The following is a 19,156-nucleotide window of genomic DNA, read 5'->3' as shown; positions in this document are numbered from 1 at the left end:
AGCGCGTCAAAGAAAGTGCGTTATCAGTATTCAGGTAGCTGTTGAGCCTGGGGCGGTAGCGTGCTTTGTTCTGCTTAACTTAACCAGACAATCACAACAAAAGAGCCGCTAGTGGAAAAGCCATTTCTGAAAATCCTGGTCATAAAGATGCGATATCATGGAGATATGTTACTCACTACTCCTGTCATCAGTACGCTCAAGCAGAATTATCCCGACGCAAAAATCGATATGCTGCTTTATCAGGACACAATCCCTATTTTATCGGAAAATCCAGAAATTAATGCACTCTACGGTATAAGTAATAAAGGCGCAGGAACATTCGATAAAATCAAAAATGCGCTTTCGTTGATAAAAACTCTGCGTGCGAATAATTACGACCTGGTCATTAATCTCACCGATCAGTGGATGGTGGCATTGTTGGTGCGTTTTTTACCTGCACGTATGAAAATATCGCAACTTTATGGTCACCGACAGCATGGCATCTGGAAAAAAAGCTTTACACATTTAGCGCCAATACACGGCACACATATTGTTGAGCGTAATTTATCGGTCCTTGAACCATTAGGTATTACCGATTTCTACACTGACACAACAATGAGTTATGCCGAAGATTGTTGGAAGAAGATGCGTCAGGAATTAGACGCACTGGGCGTAAAAGATCATTATGTTGTTATCCAACCGACCGCCCGTCAGATATTCAAATGTTGGGACAACGATAAATTTTCTATGGTGATTGATGCCTTGCAACGGCGTGGCTATCAGGTTGTACTGACCTGTGGGCCTTCGGCAGATGATCTCGCTTGCGTCGATGAAATTGCGAGAGGTTGTCAAACGAAACCTATTACCGGTCTTGCAGGTAAAACACGTTTTCCTGAACTAGGGGCGTTAATTGATCATGCAGTACTTTTTATTGGTGTAGATTCTGCGCCAGGACATATTGCTGCGGCAGTGAAAACCCCCGTCATTAGTCTATTTGGTGCAACTGATCACGTATTCTGGCGTCCATGGACCGATAATATTATTCAATTCTGGGCAGGGAATTATCAGAAAATGCCAACCCGACATGAACTTGATCGCAACAAAAAATATCTTTCTGTTATTCCAGCGGAAGATGTGATTGCCGCGACGGAAAAGTTGTTGCCGGAAGATGCCCCTGTGGCTGACAGGAATGTACAATTATGATCGTGGCGTTTTGTTTATATAAGTATTTTCCTTTTGGTGGGCTACAACGCGACTTTATGCGTATTGCATCAACAGTTGCAGCACGAGGTCACCATGTTCGGGTATATACGCAATCGTGGGAAGGCGATTGTCCGAAAGCATTTGAACTCATTCGCGTACCGGTTAAGTCTCATACTAACCATGGGCGTAATGCAGAATATTATGCCTGGGTACAAGAACATCTGAAGACACATCCCGCCGATCGCGTTGTCGGCTTTAATAAGATGCCGGGGCTGGATGTCTATTTTGCCGCCGATGTCTGTTACGCCGAGAAAGTGGCACAGGAAAAAGGTTTTTTCTATCGCCTGACATCACGCTATCGCCATTATGCTGCATTTGAGCGAGCGACTTTCGAGCAGGGCAAATCGACGAAACTTATGATGCTGACCGATAAGCAAATCGCCGATTTCCAGAAACATTACCAAACCGAACCGGAACGTTTTCAAATTCTTCCTCCCGGTATCTATCCAGACAGAAAATACAGTGAGCAAATTCCAGGCAGTCGCGAAATTTATCGCCAGAAAAATGGTATAAACGAGCAACAAAACTTATTGCTGCAGGTTGGATCAGATTTTGTTCGCAAAGGTGTAGATCGCTCAATTGAAGCGTTAGCATCGTTACCGGAATCATTACGCCACAATACACTTTTGTTTGTTGTCGGTCAGGATAAACCGCGGAAATTTGAAGCGTTGGCAGAAAAACTTGGCGTGCGTAGCAATGTGCGTTTCTTTTCCGGTCGCAACGATGTGTCGGAATTAATGGCTGCAGCAGATCTATTACTGCATCCCGCTTATCAGGAAGCTGCCGGTATCGTTCTTCTTGAAGCGATCGCTGCAGGATTACCTGTTTTGGTCACATCGGTATGTGGATACGCGCATTATATTGCAGATGCTAATTGTGGAACGGTCATTGCCGAACCTTTCTGCCAGGAACAATTAAATGAGGTTTTACGTAAAGCGTTAACACAGTCTCCCCTGCGAGCGGCCTGGGCGGAGAATGCTCGCCACTATGCCGATACTCAGGATTTGTATAGCCTGCCAGAGAAAGCTGCGGATATTATTACAGGTGGTTTAGATGGTTGAATTAAAAGAACCGCTTGCCACACTTTGGCGCGGTAAAGATGCTTTTACCGAGGTTAAAAAACTAAATGGTGAAGTCTTCCGGGAACTGGAGACTCGTCGCACATTACGCTTTGAACTGTCCGGGAAAAGCTATTTCCTCAAATGGCACAAAGGGACGACATTAAAAGAGATTATAAAAAATCTGCTCTCGTTGCGAATGCCTGTTTTAGGGGCAGACAGAGAATGGAATGCTATTCATCGGTTGCGTGATGTCGGCGTTGATACGATGTACGGTGTTGGATTTGGTGAAAGAGGGCTAAATCCATTAACCCGCACGTCATTTATTATTACAGAAGATCTCACCCCCACTATTAGCCTTGAAGATTATTGTGCAGACTGGGCGGTCAATCCACCTGATATACGTGTTAAGCGTATGCTGATTACACGAGTGGCAACCATGGTGCGTAAAATGCACACCGCAGGAATAAATCACCGCGATTGCTACATCTGCCATTTTTTGCTTCACCTGCCTTTTACTGGTCGGGAAGATGAGCTAAAAATTTCGATAATCGACCTGCATCGAGCACAGATACGTGCAAAAGTACCGCGTCGCTGGCGAGATAAGGATTTGATTGGCTTGTATTTTTCATCGATGAATATTGGCCTGACGCAGAGAGACATATGGCGGTTTATGAAGGTTTATTTTGGGAAGTCTTTACGTGCAATAGTCTATCTTGAACGAAATTTATTAAACATGGCAAGCGTTAAGGCAGAGCGTATTAAAGAGCGAACACAACGCAAAGGTTTATAAAAATATTTATCAGTATGTACTGGAACTAACTTCATTATGACTATTTATTTTATAAATTGGGTTGCAGATTATGAATTAAAAATGATCCAGTACCTGAAAAAAAAGTACAAGATAAAAAATGTAACAACGCCCAAAAAATACAACTGGATAAATAAGAAATTTTCAAAAATAGGGATAGATAATACATGGCTAGGGAGATTATTCATCAAACATTATCTCAATGACATTAAAAAAAATGATGTAATTATCTTTAATGATAGTGTGATTAATAAAGGTATCAATAAGCAAATCCTAAAAAATATTAATTGTCATAAAGTTTTGCTTCTAAGAAATACTGTTAGCGAAGATTTTATTTTTGATAACGGCAATTATTTCGATGTTATATATGATTTTGAGCATAGATTTATAGGGAATGAAAAAGTTAAAGCAATAGAACAATTTTTCCCTATAGGGATGGAAGAGGTTATAGATTATAATTTATCTGACAAAAATAACAGCCAGCCAATATGTTTCTTTCTTGGTCGTGATAAAGGACGTCATCAAATAATTAATGCGTTAGCCGATAAACTAACAACACTAGGATGTAAGTTAGATTTTAATGTTGTCAAAGATAAGACATCATCCCCGGCTTCAAAGTATTTGATTGAAAAACAGATACCTTATGAAGAGAATATTAGAAGAACATTGAACGCTAATATAATTGTTGACATAACTAAAGAAAACCAATCTGGCTGGACTCTGCGTATACTTGAGGCATTATTTTTCAATAAAAAATTAATTACTAATAATATAAATATACTTGGTTCAGAAATCTATAATGAATCTCGTTTTTTTATAATAGGCCATGATGATTGGAATAAGTTAGAGTATTTTATTAACTCATCTGTTGAACCAATGGACTATGATAGTTTATATAAATTCAGTCCCGATAAGATGATGTCAAAAATTGTTGCTGATTTTATAGACAAATAAAACCGTTAGAACAGTGAGTTTTACTCAATTAATGAGAATTTCTATGAAAATAGCGTTTATCGGCGAAGCAGTTTCTGGATTCGGCGGCATGGAAACAGTGATCCGTGATGTCATTACTACTTTCAGACAACAACATATCCAAAGTGAAATGTTTTTCCTCTGCCGTAATGACAAAATGAATAAGGAATGGCTGGAAGGGATTAAATACTCGTGTTCATTTTCCAATATTCGTTTAGGCTTTTTGCGTCGGGCAAAACATATTCATGCTTTGAGTAAATGGCTTCAGGATTATCAGCCGGATGTCGTTATCTGTATTGATGTGATCTCTTGTTTGTATGCCGCAAAGGCGCGTAAAAAGTCAGGTATCAATGTGCCAGTATTTTCATGGCCGCATTTCTCTTTAGATCATAAAAAGCATGCTGAATATATTACCTGCGCAGACTACCATTTAGCGATCAGTACCGGCATTAAACAGCAAATGATTAACAGGGGGGTGCCAGAGTCCACGATAAACGTTATTTTTAACCCTGTTGAAACTAAAGACTCGATCATTCCAGCGCCAGCAGAAGGTGAAACGGCAACATTCATTTATGTTGGGCGCATGAAATTTGAAGGCCAGAAACGAATAAAAGACCTGCTTGATGGCTTATCGCAAGCTCAAGGTGACTGGAAACTTCATGTATTAGGTGACGGCTCTGATTTTGAAAAATGTCAGGCATATGGTAGGGAACTAAATATTAATGATCGAATTATCTGGCATGGCTGGCAAAAACAGCCATGGGAGGTAGTGCGCCAGGACATTAAAAAGGTCAGTGCATTGCTATTAACCTCATCTTTTGAAGGTTTTCCTATGACCCTGCTTGAAGCGATGTCGTGGGGTATTCCGTGTATCAGCGCAGATTGTGTCTCCGGTCCTGGTGATATGATTCAGCCGGGTGTTAATGGCCATTTATATCAACCGGGTGAGCTAACAGGTTTTATCAATCTTCTTGATAAATATATCTCAGGTGAAATTAGCCTGGCACATAATGTTATTCCCACATCTATCGGTAAGTTTTATCAACCGATATATTACGACAGATTGCAAAAAATAATTGTTTCTGCTATTTCCCGGAGGAAATAATGCAGCAGGTTTTTTTCAAAGAAACTGAATTTCTCAATTCAGTTATTGATTATAATCATAAAGAAGAAACAGAAAATCTTTGTCTGGATATTGCTTATGGTACTGACAAAAATTTTCTTTTTGGTTGCGGTATTTCCATTGCCTCAGTATTAAAATATAATGAAGGGAGTCGATTGTGCTTCCATGTTTTCACTGATTATTTTGGTGATGACGATCGCAAATATTTTGATGCTCTGGCACATCAGTATAAAACCAGAATTAAAATATATCTAATTAATGGTAATCGACTCCGTTCATTACCAAGTACCAAGAACTGGACATACGCAATCTATTTTCGCTTTGTCATTGCAGATTATTTCGTTGATAAAGCACCTAAAGTTCTCTACCTGGATGCAGACATTATTTGCCAGGGGTCAATAGAACCGTTAATCAATTTCTCATTTCCAGATCATAAAGTCGCAATGGTTGTGGCGGAAGGAAAAAATGACTGGTGGGAGAAGCGTGCGTATTCGTTAGGTGTCGCTGGTATTGCTAATGGGTATTTTAACTCTGGTTTTTTATTAATTAATGTTAATCAATGGGCAGTAGAACAAGTTTCTGCACGAGCCATTGAAATGCTAAATGATCCAGAAATAGTAAAAAAAATAACGCATCCCGATCAGGATGTATTGAATATGCTATTAGCAGATAAACTTATTTTTGCTGATATAAAATATAATACTCAGTTTAGTTTAAACTATCAGCTGAAAGAAAGTTTCAAAAACCCTGTAACCAAAGATACTATTTTTATTCATTATATTGGGCCAACCAAACCCTGGCATGACTGGGCCTGGGATTATCCTGTATCACAAGCCTTTATGGAGGCCAAAAATGCCTCTCCATGGAAGAATACTGCGTTGCTGAAACCAAACAATAGTAATCAGTTGAGATATAGTGCCAAACATATGCTGAAAAAGCATAGATACCTAAAGGGATTTAGTAATTATCTTTTGTATTTTATAAAAAAGATAAAGCATTAAAACCTGGAAACTATAAAGTAATGATATAAGGGTAGCCTTGTGGACTCATTTTCTGCCATAGAGATAGATAAAGTTAAATCCTGGGATTTTCGGCTAGCTGATATAAATACGTCTGAAAGTTTAAATGTTGCCTATGGTGTCGATGCTAATTATCTTGATGGTGTAGGTGTTTCCATCACATCAATTGTCCTGAATAATCGACATATTAATCTTGATTTTTATATTATTGCTGATGTTTATAATGATGCTTTTTTTCAAAAAACCGAAAATCTTGCAAAACAATATCAATTAAGGATCACGCTTTATAAAATCAATACTGATAATCTCCAGTGCTTGCCTTGTACGCAGGTCTGGTCGAGAGCAATGTATTTCCGTTTATTTGCATTTCAATTTTTGGGTTTAACTCTTGATCGTTTGCTTTATCTTGATGCGGATGTCGTTTGTAAGGGAGATATCAGTCAACTATTGCATCTGGATTTAAACGGAGCGGTGGCTGCCGTTGTCAAAGACGTCGAGCCAATGCAGGAAAAGGCAGTGGTCAGATTGTCTGATCCTGAATTGCGAGGGCAATATTTCAATTCTGGTGTTGTTTATTTAGATTTAAAAAAATGGGCTGATGCAAAACTGACAGAAAAAGCATTATCTATTCTTATGAGCAAAGATAATGTCTACAAATATCCTGATCAAGATGTAATGAACGTCTTATTGAAGGGGCTGACAATATTTTTACCTCGTGAATTCAACACTATTTATACCATTAAAAGTGAATTAAAAGATAAAACTCATCAAAACTATAAAAAAATAATTACAGAAAATACGCTTCTTATTCATTATACAGGTGCTACTAAACCATGGCACAAATGGGCAATTTATCCATCTGTAAAATATTTTAAAATAGCTTTAGATAATTCGCCATGGAAAAATGATTCACCCAGAGAAGCAAAATCAGTTATTGAATTTAAGAAAAGATATAAACATTTGTTAGTACAACATCATTACTTTACCGGAATCATTGCAGGAGTCCGTTATCTTTACCGTAAATATTATCGTAAATAAAATTTAATTGGTTTATTATGATTCAGAAAAATAAGATCAAAGATTGGGTAGTTTTTACTGATGACAGAAATTCAAAATATCTCAATATATTAAATGATTTCTTGTCTTATAACATAAATATCATCAAAGTTTTTCGCTCTATTGATGATACAAAAGTTATGCTTATTGATACCGATTACGGTAAATTGATACTTAAGGTTTTCTCTCCAAAAATTAAGCGCAATGAGCGTTTTTTTAAATCTCTAATAAAAGGAGATTACTACGAACGCCTTTTTGAGCAAACTCAAAAAGTGCGCAGTGAAGGGTTGCACACGCTCAATGACTTTTATTTATTGGCGGAGAGAAAAACTTTACGATTTGTTCATACTTATATCATGATCATTGAGTATATTGATGGCGTAGAGTTGTGTGATATACCCGATATTGATAATGAATTAAAAAATAAAATCCAACAATCAATTAATTCCTTGCATCAACATGGTATGGTATCTGGTGATCCTCACCGCGGTAACTTCATTATTAAAAATGGTGAAGTTAGAATTATTGACCTCTCAGGGAAACGCGCTTCGGCACAACGAAAGGCAAAAGATCGTATTGATTTAGAACGTCATTACGGCATTAAAAATGAGATTAAAGATCTTGGTTATTATCTTTTAGTTTATCGTAAAAAAATGCGCAACGTTATGCGACGCTTGAAAGGAAAACCCGCGCGTTAGAACAGACATATATCATAAATACACATCTTCGTCAGGTCATTTCTACGCGGAGTTATTTATTTTACAGGTTGATCATGAAGAATATTAGATACATTGACAAAAAAGATGTCGAAAACCTGATTGAAAATAAAACATCTGATGATGTTATTATTTTTCTATCCGGCCCTACATCACAAAAGACACCCTTGTCAGTATTACGGACAAAGGATGTTATTGCTGTCAATGGTTCTGCGCAATATTTGTTGAGTCATAATATCGTCCCTTTTATTTATGTTCTTACAGATGTTCGCTTTTTACATCAGCGTCGTGATGATTTTTATAAATTTAGCCAGAGAAGCCGTTATACCATCGTAAACATTGACGTTTATAAATATGCCTCCGAAGAAGATAAACAATATATCCTTCAGAATTGCCTTGTGCTACGGTCATTTTACCGCAGGGAAAAAGGTGGATTTATAAAGAAGATTAAACTTAATATTTTGAGTCAAATTCATAAAGAACTGCTGATCTCTGTACCTTTATCTAAGAGAGGCCGGCTGGTTGGATTTTGTAAGGACATTAGCCTTGGTTATTGTTCATGCCATACTATTGCCTTTGCTGCAATCCAAATAGCCTATTCACTGAAATACGCTCGGATTATTTGTTCCGGTCTGGATTTAACAGGGAGTTGTTCGCGTTTTTATGATGAAAATAAGAATCCTATGCCCTCGGAGTTGAGTCGGGATTTTTACAAAATATTGCCATTCTTTCGTTTCATGCGTGATAATGTAAAAGATATCAATATTTATAACTTGTCCGATGATACTGCAATTCAATATGATATTATTCCATTTATGAAAATATCAGAGATTGAAGAATCTTGCGGTTATGAAAAAATAAGATAATATTTTCTATGCTTTTATATCGTATTATAAAAATATTGGAGTTGGCTATTAATGATTAAGAAAATAATATTTACCGTCACACCAATATTTTCTATACCGCCAAAAGGAGCAGCAGCGGTCGAAACATGGATTTATCAGGTGGCAAAAAGGCTTTCTATACCAACAACTATCGCCTGTATTCGAAACGATGGCTATCCGACCTACACAAGAGTCAATGATAATTGCGATATTCATTATATTGGTTTTAGTCGTCTCTATAAGCGAATTTTTCAGAAATGGACTCGACTTGATCCCGTACCGTATTCTCAGCGTATTTTAAATACCCAACCTAAAAATACCAATCCAAAAGAATCTGTTATTGTTATTCATAATAGTATGAAACTGTATAAACAGATTCGTGAGAGAAATCCCCAGGCACAGCTGGTAATGCATTTTCATAATGCTTTCGAACCAGATCAGTTAGACAAAAATGCAAAGATAATCGTACCGAGCCAGTTTCTTTTTGATTTCTACTCAGAAAAAATGCCTGACGCAAATATCGCTATTGTGCCTAATGGCTTTTGCTCTGAATTATATTCACAAACTAATATAGCAGATTTAAGGAAAAAGCTTAATATTGGCACAAATGATATCGTGCTACTATTTGCAGGAAGAATATCGCCAGATAAAGGCTGTTTGAAGCTTATGAATGCTTTTAATAAACTACGTAAGAAGCAAGATAATCTTAAATTGGTTATCGTTGGCGATCCTTTTGCCAGTAAAAAAGGTGAAAAAGCTGAATATCAGAAAAAAGTTCTGGATGAGGCGAAAGCCATCGGCGCGCAATGTATTATGGCAGGTGGGCAGCCACCGGAGCAGATGCATAATTACTACCATTTAGCCGATCTGGTGGTTGTTCCTTCTCAGGTAGAAGAAGCTTTTTGCATGGTCGCCGTCGAAGCAATGGCGGCCGGTAAACCTGTTCTTGCCAGTCAAAAAGGTGGTATTAGCGAGTTTGTTCTGGAGGGGATAACGGGCTATCACCTTGCTGAACCGATGACATCTGAAAGTATTCTCGCTGACATTAGCCGGGTTTTAGCTGATAGTAATAGAACGCAGATTGCCGAAAATGCCCAAAAATTCGTTTTCTCAAAATATAGTTGGGAACATGTAACTCAGCGTTTTGAAACTCAGATGCAAGACTGGTTTGGCTAAAGATTATTTGATTAAAAAAGCCTGCCTGGTTTTAATATCAGGCAGGCTTTTTTATTATTTATTTCGCATTGCTAACAGCAATCCAACAATCAGGCCAATGGGTTTGAGATCAACTTCTTCGAAGTTCCCACGAATAATATAAAAGCCTACAAGGGTTAAAAATAGCAGTAATTGACCATTGTAAGGCGAGACGGCTACTTTTTGGAATGTTGCATTGGCTGTTTCTTTGATAATCGAACCATAGAGATAAAGTAAAGCCAGAAACCCAGCCAGACCTGCTGCAAACCAAATTGACAGAATAATATTATGCGGTCCAATGGATTGTTTGAATGTCCAGGATGGAAAATCTACAACGCGTTTATTATAAATACTATGATAAATATCATCTCCGTATCCATATCCCTTAAGCGGATTTTCCATTATTAATGTCCAGGCCGTACCCTGAGTACCATTAGTGTAACGATAAGAACTGTCAGTTTGTTGAAGTTTATAAATTAATCTGTCTCTATGGATGTGATCAGTTTTATAGGTAAATACGCAAGCGGATGCGACGGTAATAATTATGGAGGTCAGCATTAGTAATTTCCACTGGCGATTTAAGATTAACCACAGTAGAGTAACAATAAGCACTGCTAACCATGCACCTCGGGAGAGTGTTCCTAATAGCAGAAACAGGAAAATAGCACTGAAAATTATAAAACCTATTTTATAAGATGTTTTTTTGATAAACCAAAGATTTAATAATGCTGGAAATAAAAATACCATCGAATCTGAAATGCTACGATGTTCAGAGGTCGTAAATGGCATTATTCCTTTATTATAATCCTGAATATAAAGGACGATTTCAACAAGACAACGTAATCCAAGTCCGGTAACTAATGAATATAGTATGATTTTACCGATACTTTCATTGTCCTCATCTTTTAGTAATGCGGGTATAAGTAAACTATATGCTAAAAATCCTTTAAGCACTGTGTTACTGAATTCTTTAAAACTTATCTTCAGGTCGGGCGAGATAAAAATAGCATATAAAAGAATGAGTGATAGTGCTATGACACTATAAAAAAGATTGTTTTTATAGAGTGCTGTGAATGTTTTGGGTGCACGAGAGATTTGATAAATTACCGTAATAATCATTAGCACTGAAATGATATGTTTATAACGGGTAATACCATCAAGGAAAAAGGTTGTCAGAAAAAGAAATACCAACGCCTTATTCCAGTATGGTTTCCAGTTTTCTCTATTACGCAGCGCTAATGAGGCTGTTAACATTGCTTCTCCACCATTTTTAATATAAAACGCGTTAATTAGAAGTTTATTTTTTCAAATACTGTTATTGCAGGCAGATGAGCAAGATCTTTATCTGCTGCCCGACAAACCACCTGGTTCTTCCCATACCCGCCAATTAATCCCGGATCTGTAGGTCCATAAACCGTAATATTCGGCTTGTCCAGCGCTGCTGTTAAATGGCTTAATCCTGTATCCACCGACACCACAAATTTCGCCCCAGCTAACACGCGGGCAACGCCCTCCAGACTCATCTTCGGCAATACGTCGACATAAGCAAATCCTTCTGCCAGCCTTTTCGCCCGAGCTTCTTCATGCGGTGCGCCCCACGGTAATTTAATACGAATTCCCGAATCTGCCAGCAAGCCAATTAATTCTCGCCAGTGCGCTTCCGGCCAGTGTTTATCATCACGGGTTGTCGCGTGGAGAAATACAGCATATTCGCCAGCATCAGGCAGTGGGTTAGTCAGGAAATGTTGTGCAATGGCATAATCGCCCTGGGTTTGCGGTTTGCTATAGCCCAGACTTTTGGCGAACAGTTCACGGGTGCGTTCGACAGCGTGCTGCTGTTTTGCAATATGGTGCTTGCGATTGTAAAACAGGCTTGCCAGCGGTTCACGAGCCGTTTGCCAGTCCATTCCATGCTTAACGCCATGCGCCAGACGCGTTACCAACGCCGCGCTTTTTACCAGTCCCTGGGCGTCGATAATCGCATCATAGTTTTTTGCCTGAAGGGCTTCACGAAATGTTTTCCGCTCCGCCTTAATGGGCGCAGAAAACCATGCTTTGCGCCAGCGGCGTATTGCCACCGGAATCACCTGCTCAACGGCGTCGTGCCAGGAAGGAATCTGTGCGAAACCTTCTTCCACTACCCAGTCAAATGTAATGCCCGGGATTGCCTGCCGGGCATCAGTGAGCGCGGGCAGCGTGTGGAGGACATCGCCCATTGACGATGTTTTGACGATCAGAACCCGCATTCGTCAGGCTTCCTCTTGTAACAACAGCGTATTGAGTTCTTCCAGTACGCGCTGAGGCGTAATGTCGATCAAACTCTGGTGATACCCTTCCGCAGCATCGCCTTTACGCACTTTGTGATAGCCGCTAATCAGGCGGATGACTCGCGCTTTATGGGAAAGCGGTGGGGTGAAATCCGGGCTACTCGGACCATACAGGGCAACCAGCGGACGATTGAGGGCCGCAGCAACGTGCATCAGACCAGAGTCGTTAGTGACAATGGCCTTACAGGCTGCAATCAGGATAACGGCTTGCTCAAGTTGTGTCTCGCCAGCCAGATTCCGACACCACGCCTGCTGCTCGTTATTCAGAGCGGCAAGAATCTCATTGCCCGCTTCATGATCTTTTGTCGAGCCAAACAGAACCACCTGGTAGCCTTCATCAATCAACTGTTTTGCCAGTTCCGCGTAGTGGTAGTGCGGCCAGCGTTTCGCCGGGCCAAACTCCGCGCCTGGGCAAAAGCCAATCATCGGGCGTTCTGACGAGAGCGAAAATTGATTGCAGGCGTACGATTTTTCGCCTTCGCTCACCTGCAATTGCGGCCATAACAATGGCTGCGGCAGATCTTGTGCGGTGCGCATCACGCCTTTGTCATAGGCCAGTGCGACATAGCGTTCCACCATCAGCGGCCAGGCTTCTTTATCAAGTACGCGCACATCGTTGAGTAAACCGTAGCGCATTTCGCCGCGCCAGCCGGTGCGATGAGGAATTCCCGCGAAGAAAGGCACCAGTGCGGATTTAAAAGAGTTCGGTAAGACGTAGGCGCGGTCGTAACGTTTTTCGCGCAGGCTCTGACCTAGCTTGCGGCGTTCGCCAATTTCCAGCGCTCCGTGACCGAGAGGCATGGGAATCGCTTCGTTGACTTCCGGCATCCGCGACAATAACGGACGGCACCATGCCGGTGCCATCACGTCAATTATCGCCTGGGGATAGCGCGCCTGGAGCGTGCGATAGAGACTTTGCGACATCATCATGTCGCCAACCCAAGACGGGCCGATCACCAGTATTTTCATGCAGTGCTCTTATGCGTCGCGATTCAGCCAGGCCATATATTCCGTTACGCCTTCGGCAACGGTCTTGAATGGTTTGTCGTAACCCGCAGCGCGCAAATTAGTCAGATCCGCCTGAGTGAACTTCTGATAACGGCCTTTCAGTTTATCCGGGAATGGAATGTATTCGATCTGACCTTTCTTGTGGTAAGCCAGCGTCGCGTCTGCCACTGCCTGGAAGGATTCTGCACGACCTGTTCCAAGGTTGAAGATGCCGGAAACGCCATTTTCCAGGAACCACAGGTTGACATCAGCCACGTCGCCTACATAAACGAAGTCGCGTTTAAAGTTCTCGCTGCCTTCGAACAATTTCGGTGATTCACCGTTGTTAAGCTGGGTGTTGAGATGGAAAGCCACGCTCGCCATGCTGCCCTTATGGCCTTCACGTGGTCCATAAACGTTGAAGTAACGGAAGCCGACAATCTGTGAATTTGCTTCTGGCAGGATTTTACGAACGTATTCATCAAACAGGAATTTTGAGTAACCGTAGACGTTCAGCGGTTTTTCGTATTCACGGGATTCGATAAAGTCGGAAGTGCGCCCGCCGTAGGTCGATGCGGAAGAAGCGTACAGGAACGGGATTTCGCGCTCCAGGCAGTAGTGCAGCAGTTCTTTAGAGTATTGATAGTTGTTATCCATCATATACTTGCCGTCCCACTCGGTGGTGGAAGAACACGCGCCTTCGTGGAAAATTGCTTCAACATCGCCAAACTCTTCGCCTGCCATAACCTGGATCAGGAAGTCTTCCTTATCCATATAGTCTGCGATATTCAGGTCAACCAGGTTCACAAACTTGGTGCCGTCTTTCAGGTTGTCCACCACCAGGATATCGGTGATGCCTTTATCATTCAGGGCCTTAACGATGTTGCTGCCGATAAAGCCCGCGCCGCCGGTAACGATGATCATAACTGTAACCTTCGAATTATGGAGTCAGAGACAATCTCAGACACGAATGCTTCTATCATATCACTACATGGCGTTGGCTTCAGCCATTCGCCGAAAGTGAGGGAGATGGGGGTTATTTATCCTGAATTTTGCAGAAGTGTTAAGGCCTCATCTCGTCGCAACCTATAAGTTTGGGTAATATGTGCTGGAAATTGCCCTGTCTGGAGAACCGCAATGCGTGGAGAATTTTATCAGCAATTAACTAACGATCTGGAAGCCGCAAAGGCGGAAGGGTTGTTTAAAGAAGAGCGCATTATCACGTCTGCGCAGCAAGCAGACATCACTGTGGCTGATGGAAGCCACGTTATTAACTTTTGCGCCAATAACTATCTCGGACTGGCAAATCATCCAGAGCTGATTGCGGCGGCAAAAGCGGGAATGGACTCTCATGGTTTTGGGATGGCTTCGGTGCGCTTTATCTGCGGCACCCAGGATAGCCATAAAGAGCTTGAGCAGAAACTGGCTGCATTCCTGGGAATGGAAGATGCGATTCTCTACTCTTCTTGTTTTGACGCGAACGGCGGCCTGTTTGAAACGCTGCTGGGTGCGGAAGACGCCATTATTTCCGACGCGCTAAATCACGCCTCGATCATTGACGGTGTGCGTCTGTGTAAAGCCAAACGCTATCGTTACGCCAACAACGATATGCAGGAACTGGAAGCACGTCTGAAAGAGGCGCGTGAAGCCGGGGCGCGCCATGTGCTGATCGCCACCGATGGCGTGTTCTCTATGGACGGCGTGATTGCCAACCTGAAAGGGGTTTGCGATCTCGCGGATAAATACGACGCTTTGGTGATGGTCGATGACTCTCACGCCGTCGGTTTTGTCGGTGAAAACGGTCGCGGCTCCCATGAATACTGCGATGTGATGGGCCGGGTCGATATCATCACCGGCACACTCGGTAAAGCCTTAGGCGGCGCTTCTGGTGGTTACACCGCGGCGCGTAAAGAAGTCGTTGAGTGGCTACGTCAGCGTTCTCGTCCGTATTTGTTCTCTAACTCGCTGGCACCGGCCATTGTTGCGGCTTCCATCAAAGTCCTGGAGATGGTTGAGACGGGTAGCGAACTGCGCGATCGCCTGTGGGCCAACGCGCGTCAGTTCCGTGAGCAGATGTCAGCCGCAGGTTTTACCCTGGCAGGTGCTGACCACGCGATTATCCCGGTCATGCTTGGCGATGCGGTCGTTGCGCAGAAATTTGCCCGTGAACTGCAAAAAGAGGGCATTTACGTCACCGGTTTCTTCTATCCGGTCGTCCCGAAAGGTCAGGCGCGTATTCGTACCCAGATGTCTGCGGCGCATACTCCTGAGCAAATTACGCGTGCGGTAGAAGCGTTCACGCGTATTGGTAAACAACTGGGCGTAATTGCCTGAATGAGGATGTGAGATGAAAGCGTTATCCAAACTGAAAGCGGAAGAAGGCATCTGGATGACCGACGTTCCTGAACCGGAACTCGGGCATAACGATTTGCTAATTAAAATCCGTAAAACAGCCATCTGCGGGACTGACGTTCACATCTATAACTGGGATGAGTGGTCGCAAAAAACCATCCCGGTACCGATGGTCGTAGGCCACGAATATGTTGGTGAAGTAGTGGCTATTGGTCAGGATGTGAAAGGCTTCAAGATTGGCGATCGCGTGTCTGGCGAAGGTCATATCACCTGTGGACATTGCCGCAACTGTCGCGGCGGTCGTACCCATCTGTGCCGCAATACTATTGGTGTTGGCGTTAATCGCCCTGGTTGTTTTGCTGAATATCTGGTGATCCCGGCATTCAACGCCTTCAAAATCCCTGACAATATTTCCGACGACTTAGCCGCAATTTTCGACCCGTTCGGTAATGCGGTACATACGGCGCTGTCGTTTGATTTGGTAGGCGAAGATGTACTGGTTTCTGGCGCAGGCCCAATCGGTATTATGGCGGCGGCGGTGGCAAAACACGTCGGCGCACGCAATGTGGTGATCACCGACGTTAACGAATATCGCCTTGAGCTGGCGCGTAAAATGGGGATCACTCATGCGGTTAATGTCGCGCAAGAAAATCTCAGTGACGTGATGACCGAACTGGGTATGACTGAAGGCTTTGATGTCGGTCTGGAGATGTCTGGCGCTCCGGCAGCATTCCGCACCATGCTGGATACCATGAACCATGGCGGTCGCATTGCAATGCTGGGTATTCCTCCGTCTGATATGTCCATCGACTGGACGAAAGTGATCTTTAAGGGCTTGTTCATTAAAGGCATTTACGGCCGTGAGATGTTTGAAACCTGGTACAAAATGGCGGCATTGATTCAGTCTGGTCTGGATCTCTCGCCGATTATCACTCATCGTTTTTCCATCGATGATTTCCAGAAAGGCTTTGACGCCATGCGTTCAGGCCAGTCCGGTAAAGTTATTCTGAGCTGGGATTAAAACGAACAAGGGCTGGAATACCAGCCCTTGAAGCTGATGGTAAACACAAAATAGCCTGATGCGCTACGCTTATCAGGCCTACATAATTTCTGCAATATATTGAATCTGGAAGGCTTTGTAGGCCGGATAAGGCGTTTACGCGCATCCGGCATAAACAAAACGCACTTGGTCTACAATCTGAAAATTCAAAATTCCAGCCCTTTTCCCTGAGGATAAGCCGTTAAATATGTAAAATCCTGTCAGTGTAATAAAGCGTTCGTAATTGCGCTGTTATCTTATATTACTGTTTTCATTATCTCTCTGGCCTGAAGTTACTCGCTCCCCCGTAAAAATAATATCTCACAGGCTTAATAGTTTCTTAATACAAAGCCTGTAAAACGTCAGGGTAACTTCAGACGTAGTCGGTAATTTATGATGAACAATGCAAATAAACTAAGTGTTATTATCCCATTATATAATGCGGGTGATGATTTCAACGCTTGCATGGAATCTTTAATCGCGCAGACCTGGACTGCTCTGGAAATTATTATTATCAACGATGGTTCAACGGATAATTCTGTTGAAATAGCAAAGCATTATGCAGAAAACTATCCGCATGTGCGCTTGCTGCATCAGGCGAATGCTGGCGCATCGGTAGCGCGTAATCGCGGAATCGAAGCGGCAACCGGCAAATATGTCGCTTTTGTCGATGCGGATGATGAAGTTTATCCTACCATGTACGAAACGCTGATGACTATGGCGTTAGAGGATGATCTCGACGTGGCGCAGTGCAATGCTGATTGGTGTTTCCGCGAAACGGGGGAAACCTGGCAGTCTATTCCTACCGATCGTATCCGTTCAACAGGCGTATTAACTGGCCCGGATTGGTTGCGGATGGGGCTTTCTTCCCGCCGCTGGACCCACGTTGTATGGATGGGCGTTTATCGCCGCGATATCATTATAAAAAATAACATTAAATTTATTGTCGGACTGCATCATCAGGATATTGTCTGGACAACAGAGTTTATGTTTAACACATTACGTGCGCGATATACCGAACAATCGTTATATAAATATTATCTGCATAATACGTCAGTGAGCCGGTTGAATAGACAAGGGAATAAAAACCTTAATTATCAACGTCACTATATTAAGATTACTCGCCTGCTGGAAAAATTAAATCGCGATTACGCAGACAAAATTGTGATTTATCCTGAATTTCACCAACAAATAACTTATGAAGCATTGCGAGTTTGTCATGCAGTGCGTAAAGAGCCGGATATTGTCACTCGCCAGCAGATGATCGCTGAGATATTCACTTCCGGTATGTATAAGCGCCTGATAACCAATGTGCGCAGCGTGAAGGTGGGGTATCAGGCGTTACTGTGGTCTTTCCGCTTATGGCAATGGCGCGACAAAACACAGTCGCACCATCGCATCACGCGCAGCGCTTTTAATTTACGCTAGCGTTAGCCTTCGTCGCTTCAGGCTGTTTACCCCAGCCTTGCCACTGATGCTGGAAGTAAACGATCAACGTGCTCTGGCTGATACTTTCGCTTAATACTTCAAAGAAGCGATTAGCATAAACCGGCGCCAGTGGTTTCTTCGGTTTACATAGCTTCACGCCACGGAACGGATTACGCGGTGCGTCAGGCGCCGTGTTTTTCGGCGGCGTAGAGGTGTCGACCTGCGGTTCATTGAGCAGACTGCTGGCTTTCACCAGCGTAATATCTGGTGGCAGGTTATAAACCATCTGCTGCAACACACGTACCGTTGAAGGATGAGGATGACCAATGGCAATGGTTGAACCGTTACGACGGGCCAGGTCAATGGCGCGATTAAACTGCACGCGAATGTCCGCTTCATTTTGCGAATCATCGAGGAACACTTTTCGTTTAATCACTTTTACGCCGGTGCCTTGCGCGGCACGCATCGCCTGGGTATTGCCGATGGTTACGCTGTCGAGAAAATAGAGATTGTAACGCGCCAGTGCTTGCATCACTTTCTGCATACCAAACAGATTTGAGGTCATTTTGCTGCCCATGTGGTTGTTGATCCCCACGGCATAGGGCACGTTATTGACCGCACTGCGAATGATGCGCTCAATTTCGTCGCTGCTCATCTCCGGGCGCAGCGTGTTTTTCTCCAGCGGCTGTTTGCTCAACGGCGCCATTGGTAGATGAATCAGTACTTCATGACCGCTGTTATGCGCTTTGGTCGCCATCTCTCTGGCGTGTGGCGAGTCGGGTAATACCGCGACGGAGATGGCGGATGGCATCGCCAGCACCTGATTTTCGTTATGCGGACGATAACCAAAATCATCGATGACGATGGCAAGTTTGCCAGCGAGTACAGGGGTAGAGAGCGCCAGCAGAGCGGCAAATGAAAGAATGTTACGACGAAATGGAAACAAAA

Annotated in this window: 18 protein-coding genes; 13 read left to right on the top strand and 5 right to left on the bottom strand. The window is 42.8% G+C overall.

The features are described from left to right. Positions 1-111 precede the first annotated feature (111 nt). From rfaQ to PS053_RS13625, 10 genes are all read left to right on the top strand, one after another. A complete protein-coding gene (gene rfaQ / locus PS053_RS13670; protein WP_000414657.1) occupies positions 112-1,182 on the top strand; it encodes a lipopolysaccharide core heptosyltransferase RfaQ in 1,071 nt (356 codons plus the stop codon). Further along, positions 1,179-2,303 (top strand): lipopolysaccharide glucosyltransferase I, encoded by a 1,125-nt coding sequence (rfaG, locus tag PS053_RS13665; protein ID WP_000634288.1) that lies wholly within the window; start codon positions 1,179-1,181, stop codon positions 2,301-2,303. Before rfaQ ends, rfaG begins: the two co-directional genes overlap by 4 nt. Continuing rightward, complete coding sequence (gene rfaP, locus PS053_RS13660; protein WP_256879245.1) at positions 2,296-3,093, top strand: lipopolysaccharide core heptose(I) kinase RfaP; 798 nt, start codon at positions 2,296-2,298, stop codon at positions 3,091-3,093. The genes rfaG and rfaP overlap by 8 nt, the downstream gene beginning before the upstream one ends. 36 nt (positions 3,094-3,129) lie before the next feature. Next, positions 3,130-4,065 (top strand): LPS core biosynthesis protein WaaS, encoded by a 936-nt coding sequence (waaS, locus tag PS053_RS13655; RefSeq protein ID WP_059256897.1) that lies wholly within the window; start codon positions 3,130-3,132, stop codon positions 4,063-4,065. Between the two features lie 43 nt (positions 4,066-4,108). Further along, positions 4,109-5,188 carry a lipopolysaccharide 1,6-galactosyltransferase gene (waaB, locus tag PS053_RS13650; protein ID WP_256879246.1) on the top strand — a complete coding sequence of 360 codons (1,080 nt, stop codon included), beginning with the start codon at positions 4,109-4,111 and terminating at the stop codon, positions 5,186-5,188. Beyond that, positions 5,188-6,207 (top strand): lipopolysaccharide 3-alpha-galactosyltransferase, encoded by a 1,020-nt coding sequence (gene waaO / locus PS053_RS13645; RefSeq protein WP_059258606.1) that lies wholly within the window; start codon positions 5,188-5,190, stop codon positions 6,205-6,207. Before waaB ends, waaO begins: the two co-directional genes overlap by 1 nt. Positions 6,208-6,246: 39 nt before the next feature. Then, on the top strand, positions 6,247-7,263 hold the full coding sequence (gene rfaJ / locus PS053_RS13640) for a lipopolysaccharide 1,2-glucosyltransferase RfaJ (RefSeq protein ID WP_256879247.1): 1,017 nt from the start codon (positions 6,247-6,249) through the stop codon (positions 7,261-7,263). A gap of 17 nt (positions 7,264-7,280) precedes the next feature. Next, positions 7,281-7,979, top strand: a complete 699-nt coding sequence (rfaY, locus tag PS053_RS13635) for a lipopolysaccharide core heptose(II) kinase RfaY (RefSeq protein ID WP_125317721.1) — start codon at positions 7,281-7,283, stop codon at positions 7,977-7,979. 74 nt (positions 7,980-8,053) lie between these two features. Beyond that, complete coding sequence (gene waaZ / locus PS053_RS13630) at positions 8,054-8,863, top strand: 3-deoxy-D-manno-oct-2-ulosonate III transferase WaaZ (protein WP_256879248.1); 810 nt, start codon at positions 8,054-8,056, stop codon at positions 8,861-8,863. Positions 8,864-8,914: 51 nt separating this feature from the next. Beyond that, positions 8,915-10,057 (top strand): lipopolysaccharide N-acetylglucosaminyltransferase, encoded by a 1,143-nt coding sequence (locus PS053_RS13625; RefSeq protein WP_256879249.1) that lies wholly within the window; start codon positions 8,915-8,917, stop codon positions 10,055-10,057. Positions 10,058-10,111: 54 nt separating this feature from the next. On the opposite strand, the gene rfaL is transcribed toward PS053_RS13625, so the two are convergent. Genes rfaL through rfaD form a run of 4 tightly spaced genes read right to left on the bottom strand, consistent with a single transcriptional unit; the run spans position 10,112 to position 14,313 of the window. Beyond that, entirely contained in the window at positions 10,112-11,329 is a 1,218-nt protein-coding gene (gene rfaL / locus PS053_RS13620; protein ID WP_256879250.1) for an O-antigen ligase RfaL, read from the bottom strand. 35 nt (positions 11,330-11,364) lie between these two features. Beyond that, a complete protein-coding gene (gene rfaC, locus PS053_RS13615) occupies positions 11,365-12,321 on the bottom strand; it encodes a lipopolysaccharide heptosyltransferase RfaC (protein ID WP_001264631.1) in 957 nt (318 codons plus the stop codon). A 3-nt stretch (positions 12,322-12,324) separates the two neighbouring features. Then, complete coding sequence (rfaF, locus tag PS053_RS13610; RefSeq protein ID WP_000699250.1) at positions 12,325-13,371, bottom strand: ADP-heptose--LPS heptosyltransferase RfaF; 1,047 nt, start codon at positions 13,369-13,371, stop codon at positions 12,325-12,327. Between the two features lie 9 nt (positions 13,372-13,380). Then, a complete protein-coding gene (rfaD, locus tag PS053_RS13605; RefSeq protein ID WP_000587781.1) occupies positions 13,381-14,313 on the bottom strand; it encodes an ADP-glyceromanno-heptose 6-epimerase in 933 nt (310 codons plus the stop codon). 213 nt (positions 14,314-14,526) lie between these two features. Here rfaD and kbl point away from each other — a divergent pair, with 213 nt between their 5' ends. The 3 genes from kbl to waaH all read left to right on the top strand — a co-directional run bounded on the left by kbl (position 14,527) and on the right by waaH (position 18,208). Continuing rightward, positions 14,527-15,723 carry a glycine C-acetyltransferase gene (gene kbl, locus PS053_RS13600; RefSeq protein ID WP_059225026.1) on the top strand — a complete coding sequence of 399 codons (1,197 nt, stop codon included), beginning with the start codon at positions 14,527-14,529 and terminating at the stop codon, positions 15,721-15,723. A gap of 13 nt (positions 15,724-15,736) precedes the next feature. Beyond that, a complete protein-coding gene (tdh, locus tag PS053_RS13595; RefSeq protein ID WP_256879251.1) occupies positions 15,737-16,762 on the top strand; it encodes an L-threonine 3-dehydrogenase in 1,026 nt (341 codons plus the stop codon). Between the two features lie 411 nt (positions 16,763-17,173). After that, positions 17,174-18,208, top strand: coding sequence for a UDP-glucuronate:LPS(HepIII) glycosyltransferase (gene waaH / locus PS053_RS13590; protein ID WP_059277657.1), 1,035 nt, complete (start codon positions 17,174-17,176; stop codon positions 18,206-18,208). Here waaH and PS053_RS13585 read toward each other — a convergent pair. Beyond that, positions 18,195-19,154: a divergent polysaccharide deacetylase family protein gene (locus PS053_RS13585; protein WP_054410740.1), complete on the bottom strand. Its 960-nt coding sequence runs from the start codon at positions 19,152-19,154 to the stop codon at positions 18,195-18,197. The genes waaH and PS053_RS13585 overlap by 14 nt on opposite strands. Between the last annotated feature and the right edge of the window lie 2 nt (positions 19,155-19,156).

The sequence above is a fragment of the Escherichia albertii genome (assembly GCF_028622335.1).
Classification (GTDB): domain Bacteria; phylum Pseudomonadota; class Gammaproteobacteria; order Enterobacterales; family Enterobacteriaceae; genus Escherichia; species Escherichia albertii.
Note: the sequence above shows the minus strand (reverse complement) of the source record. Positions and strands in the feature narration are given on the sequence as shown.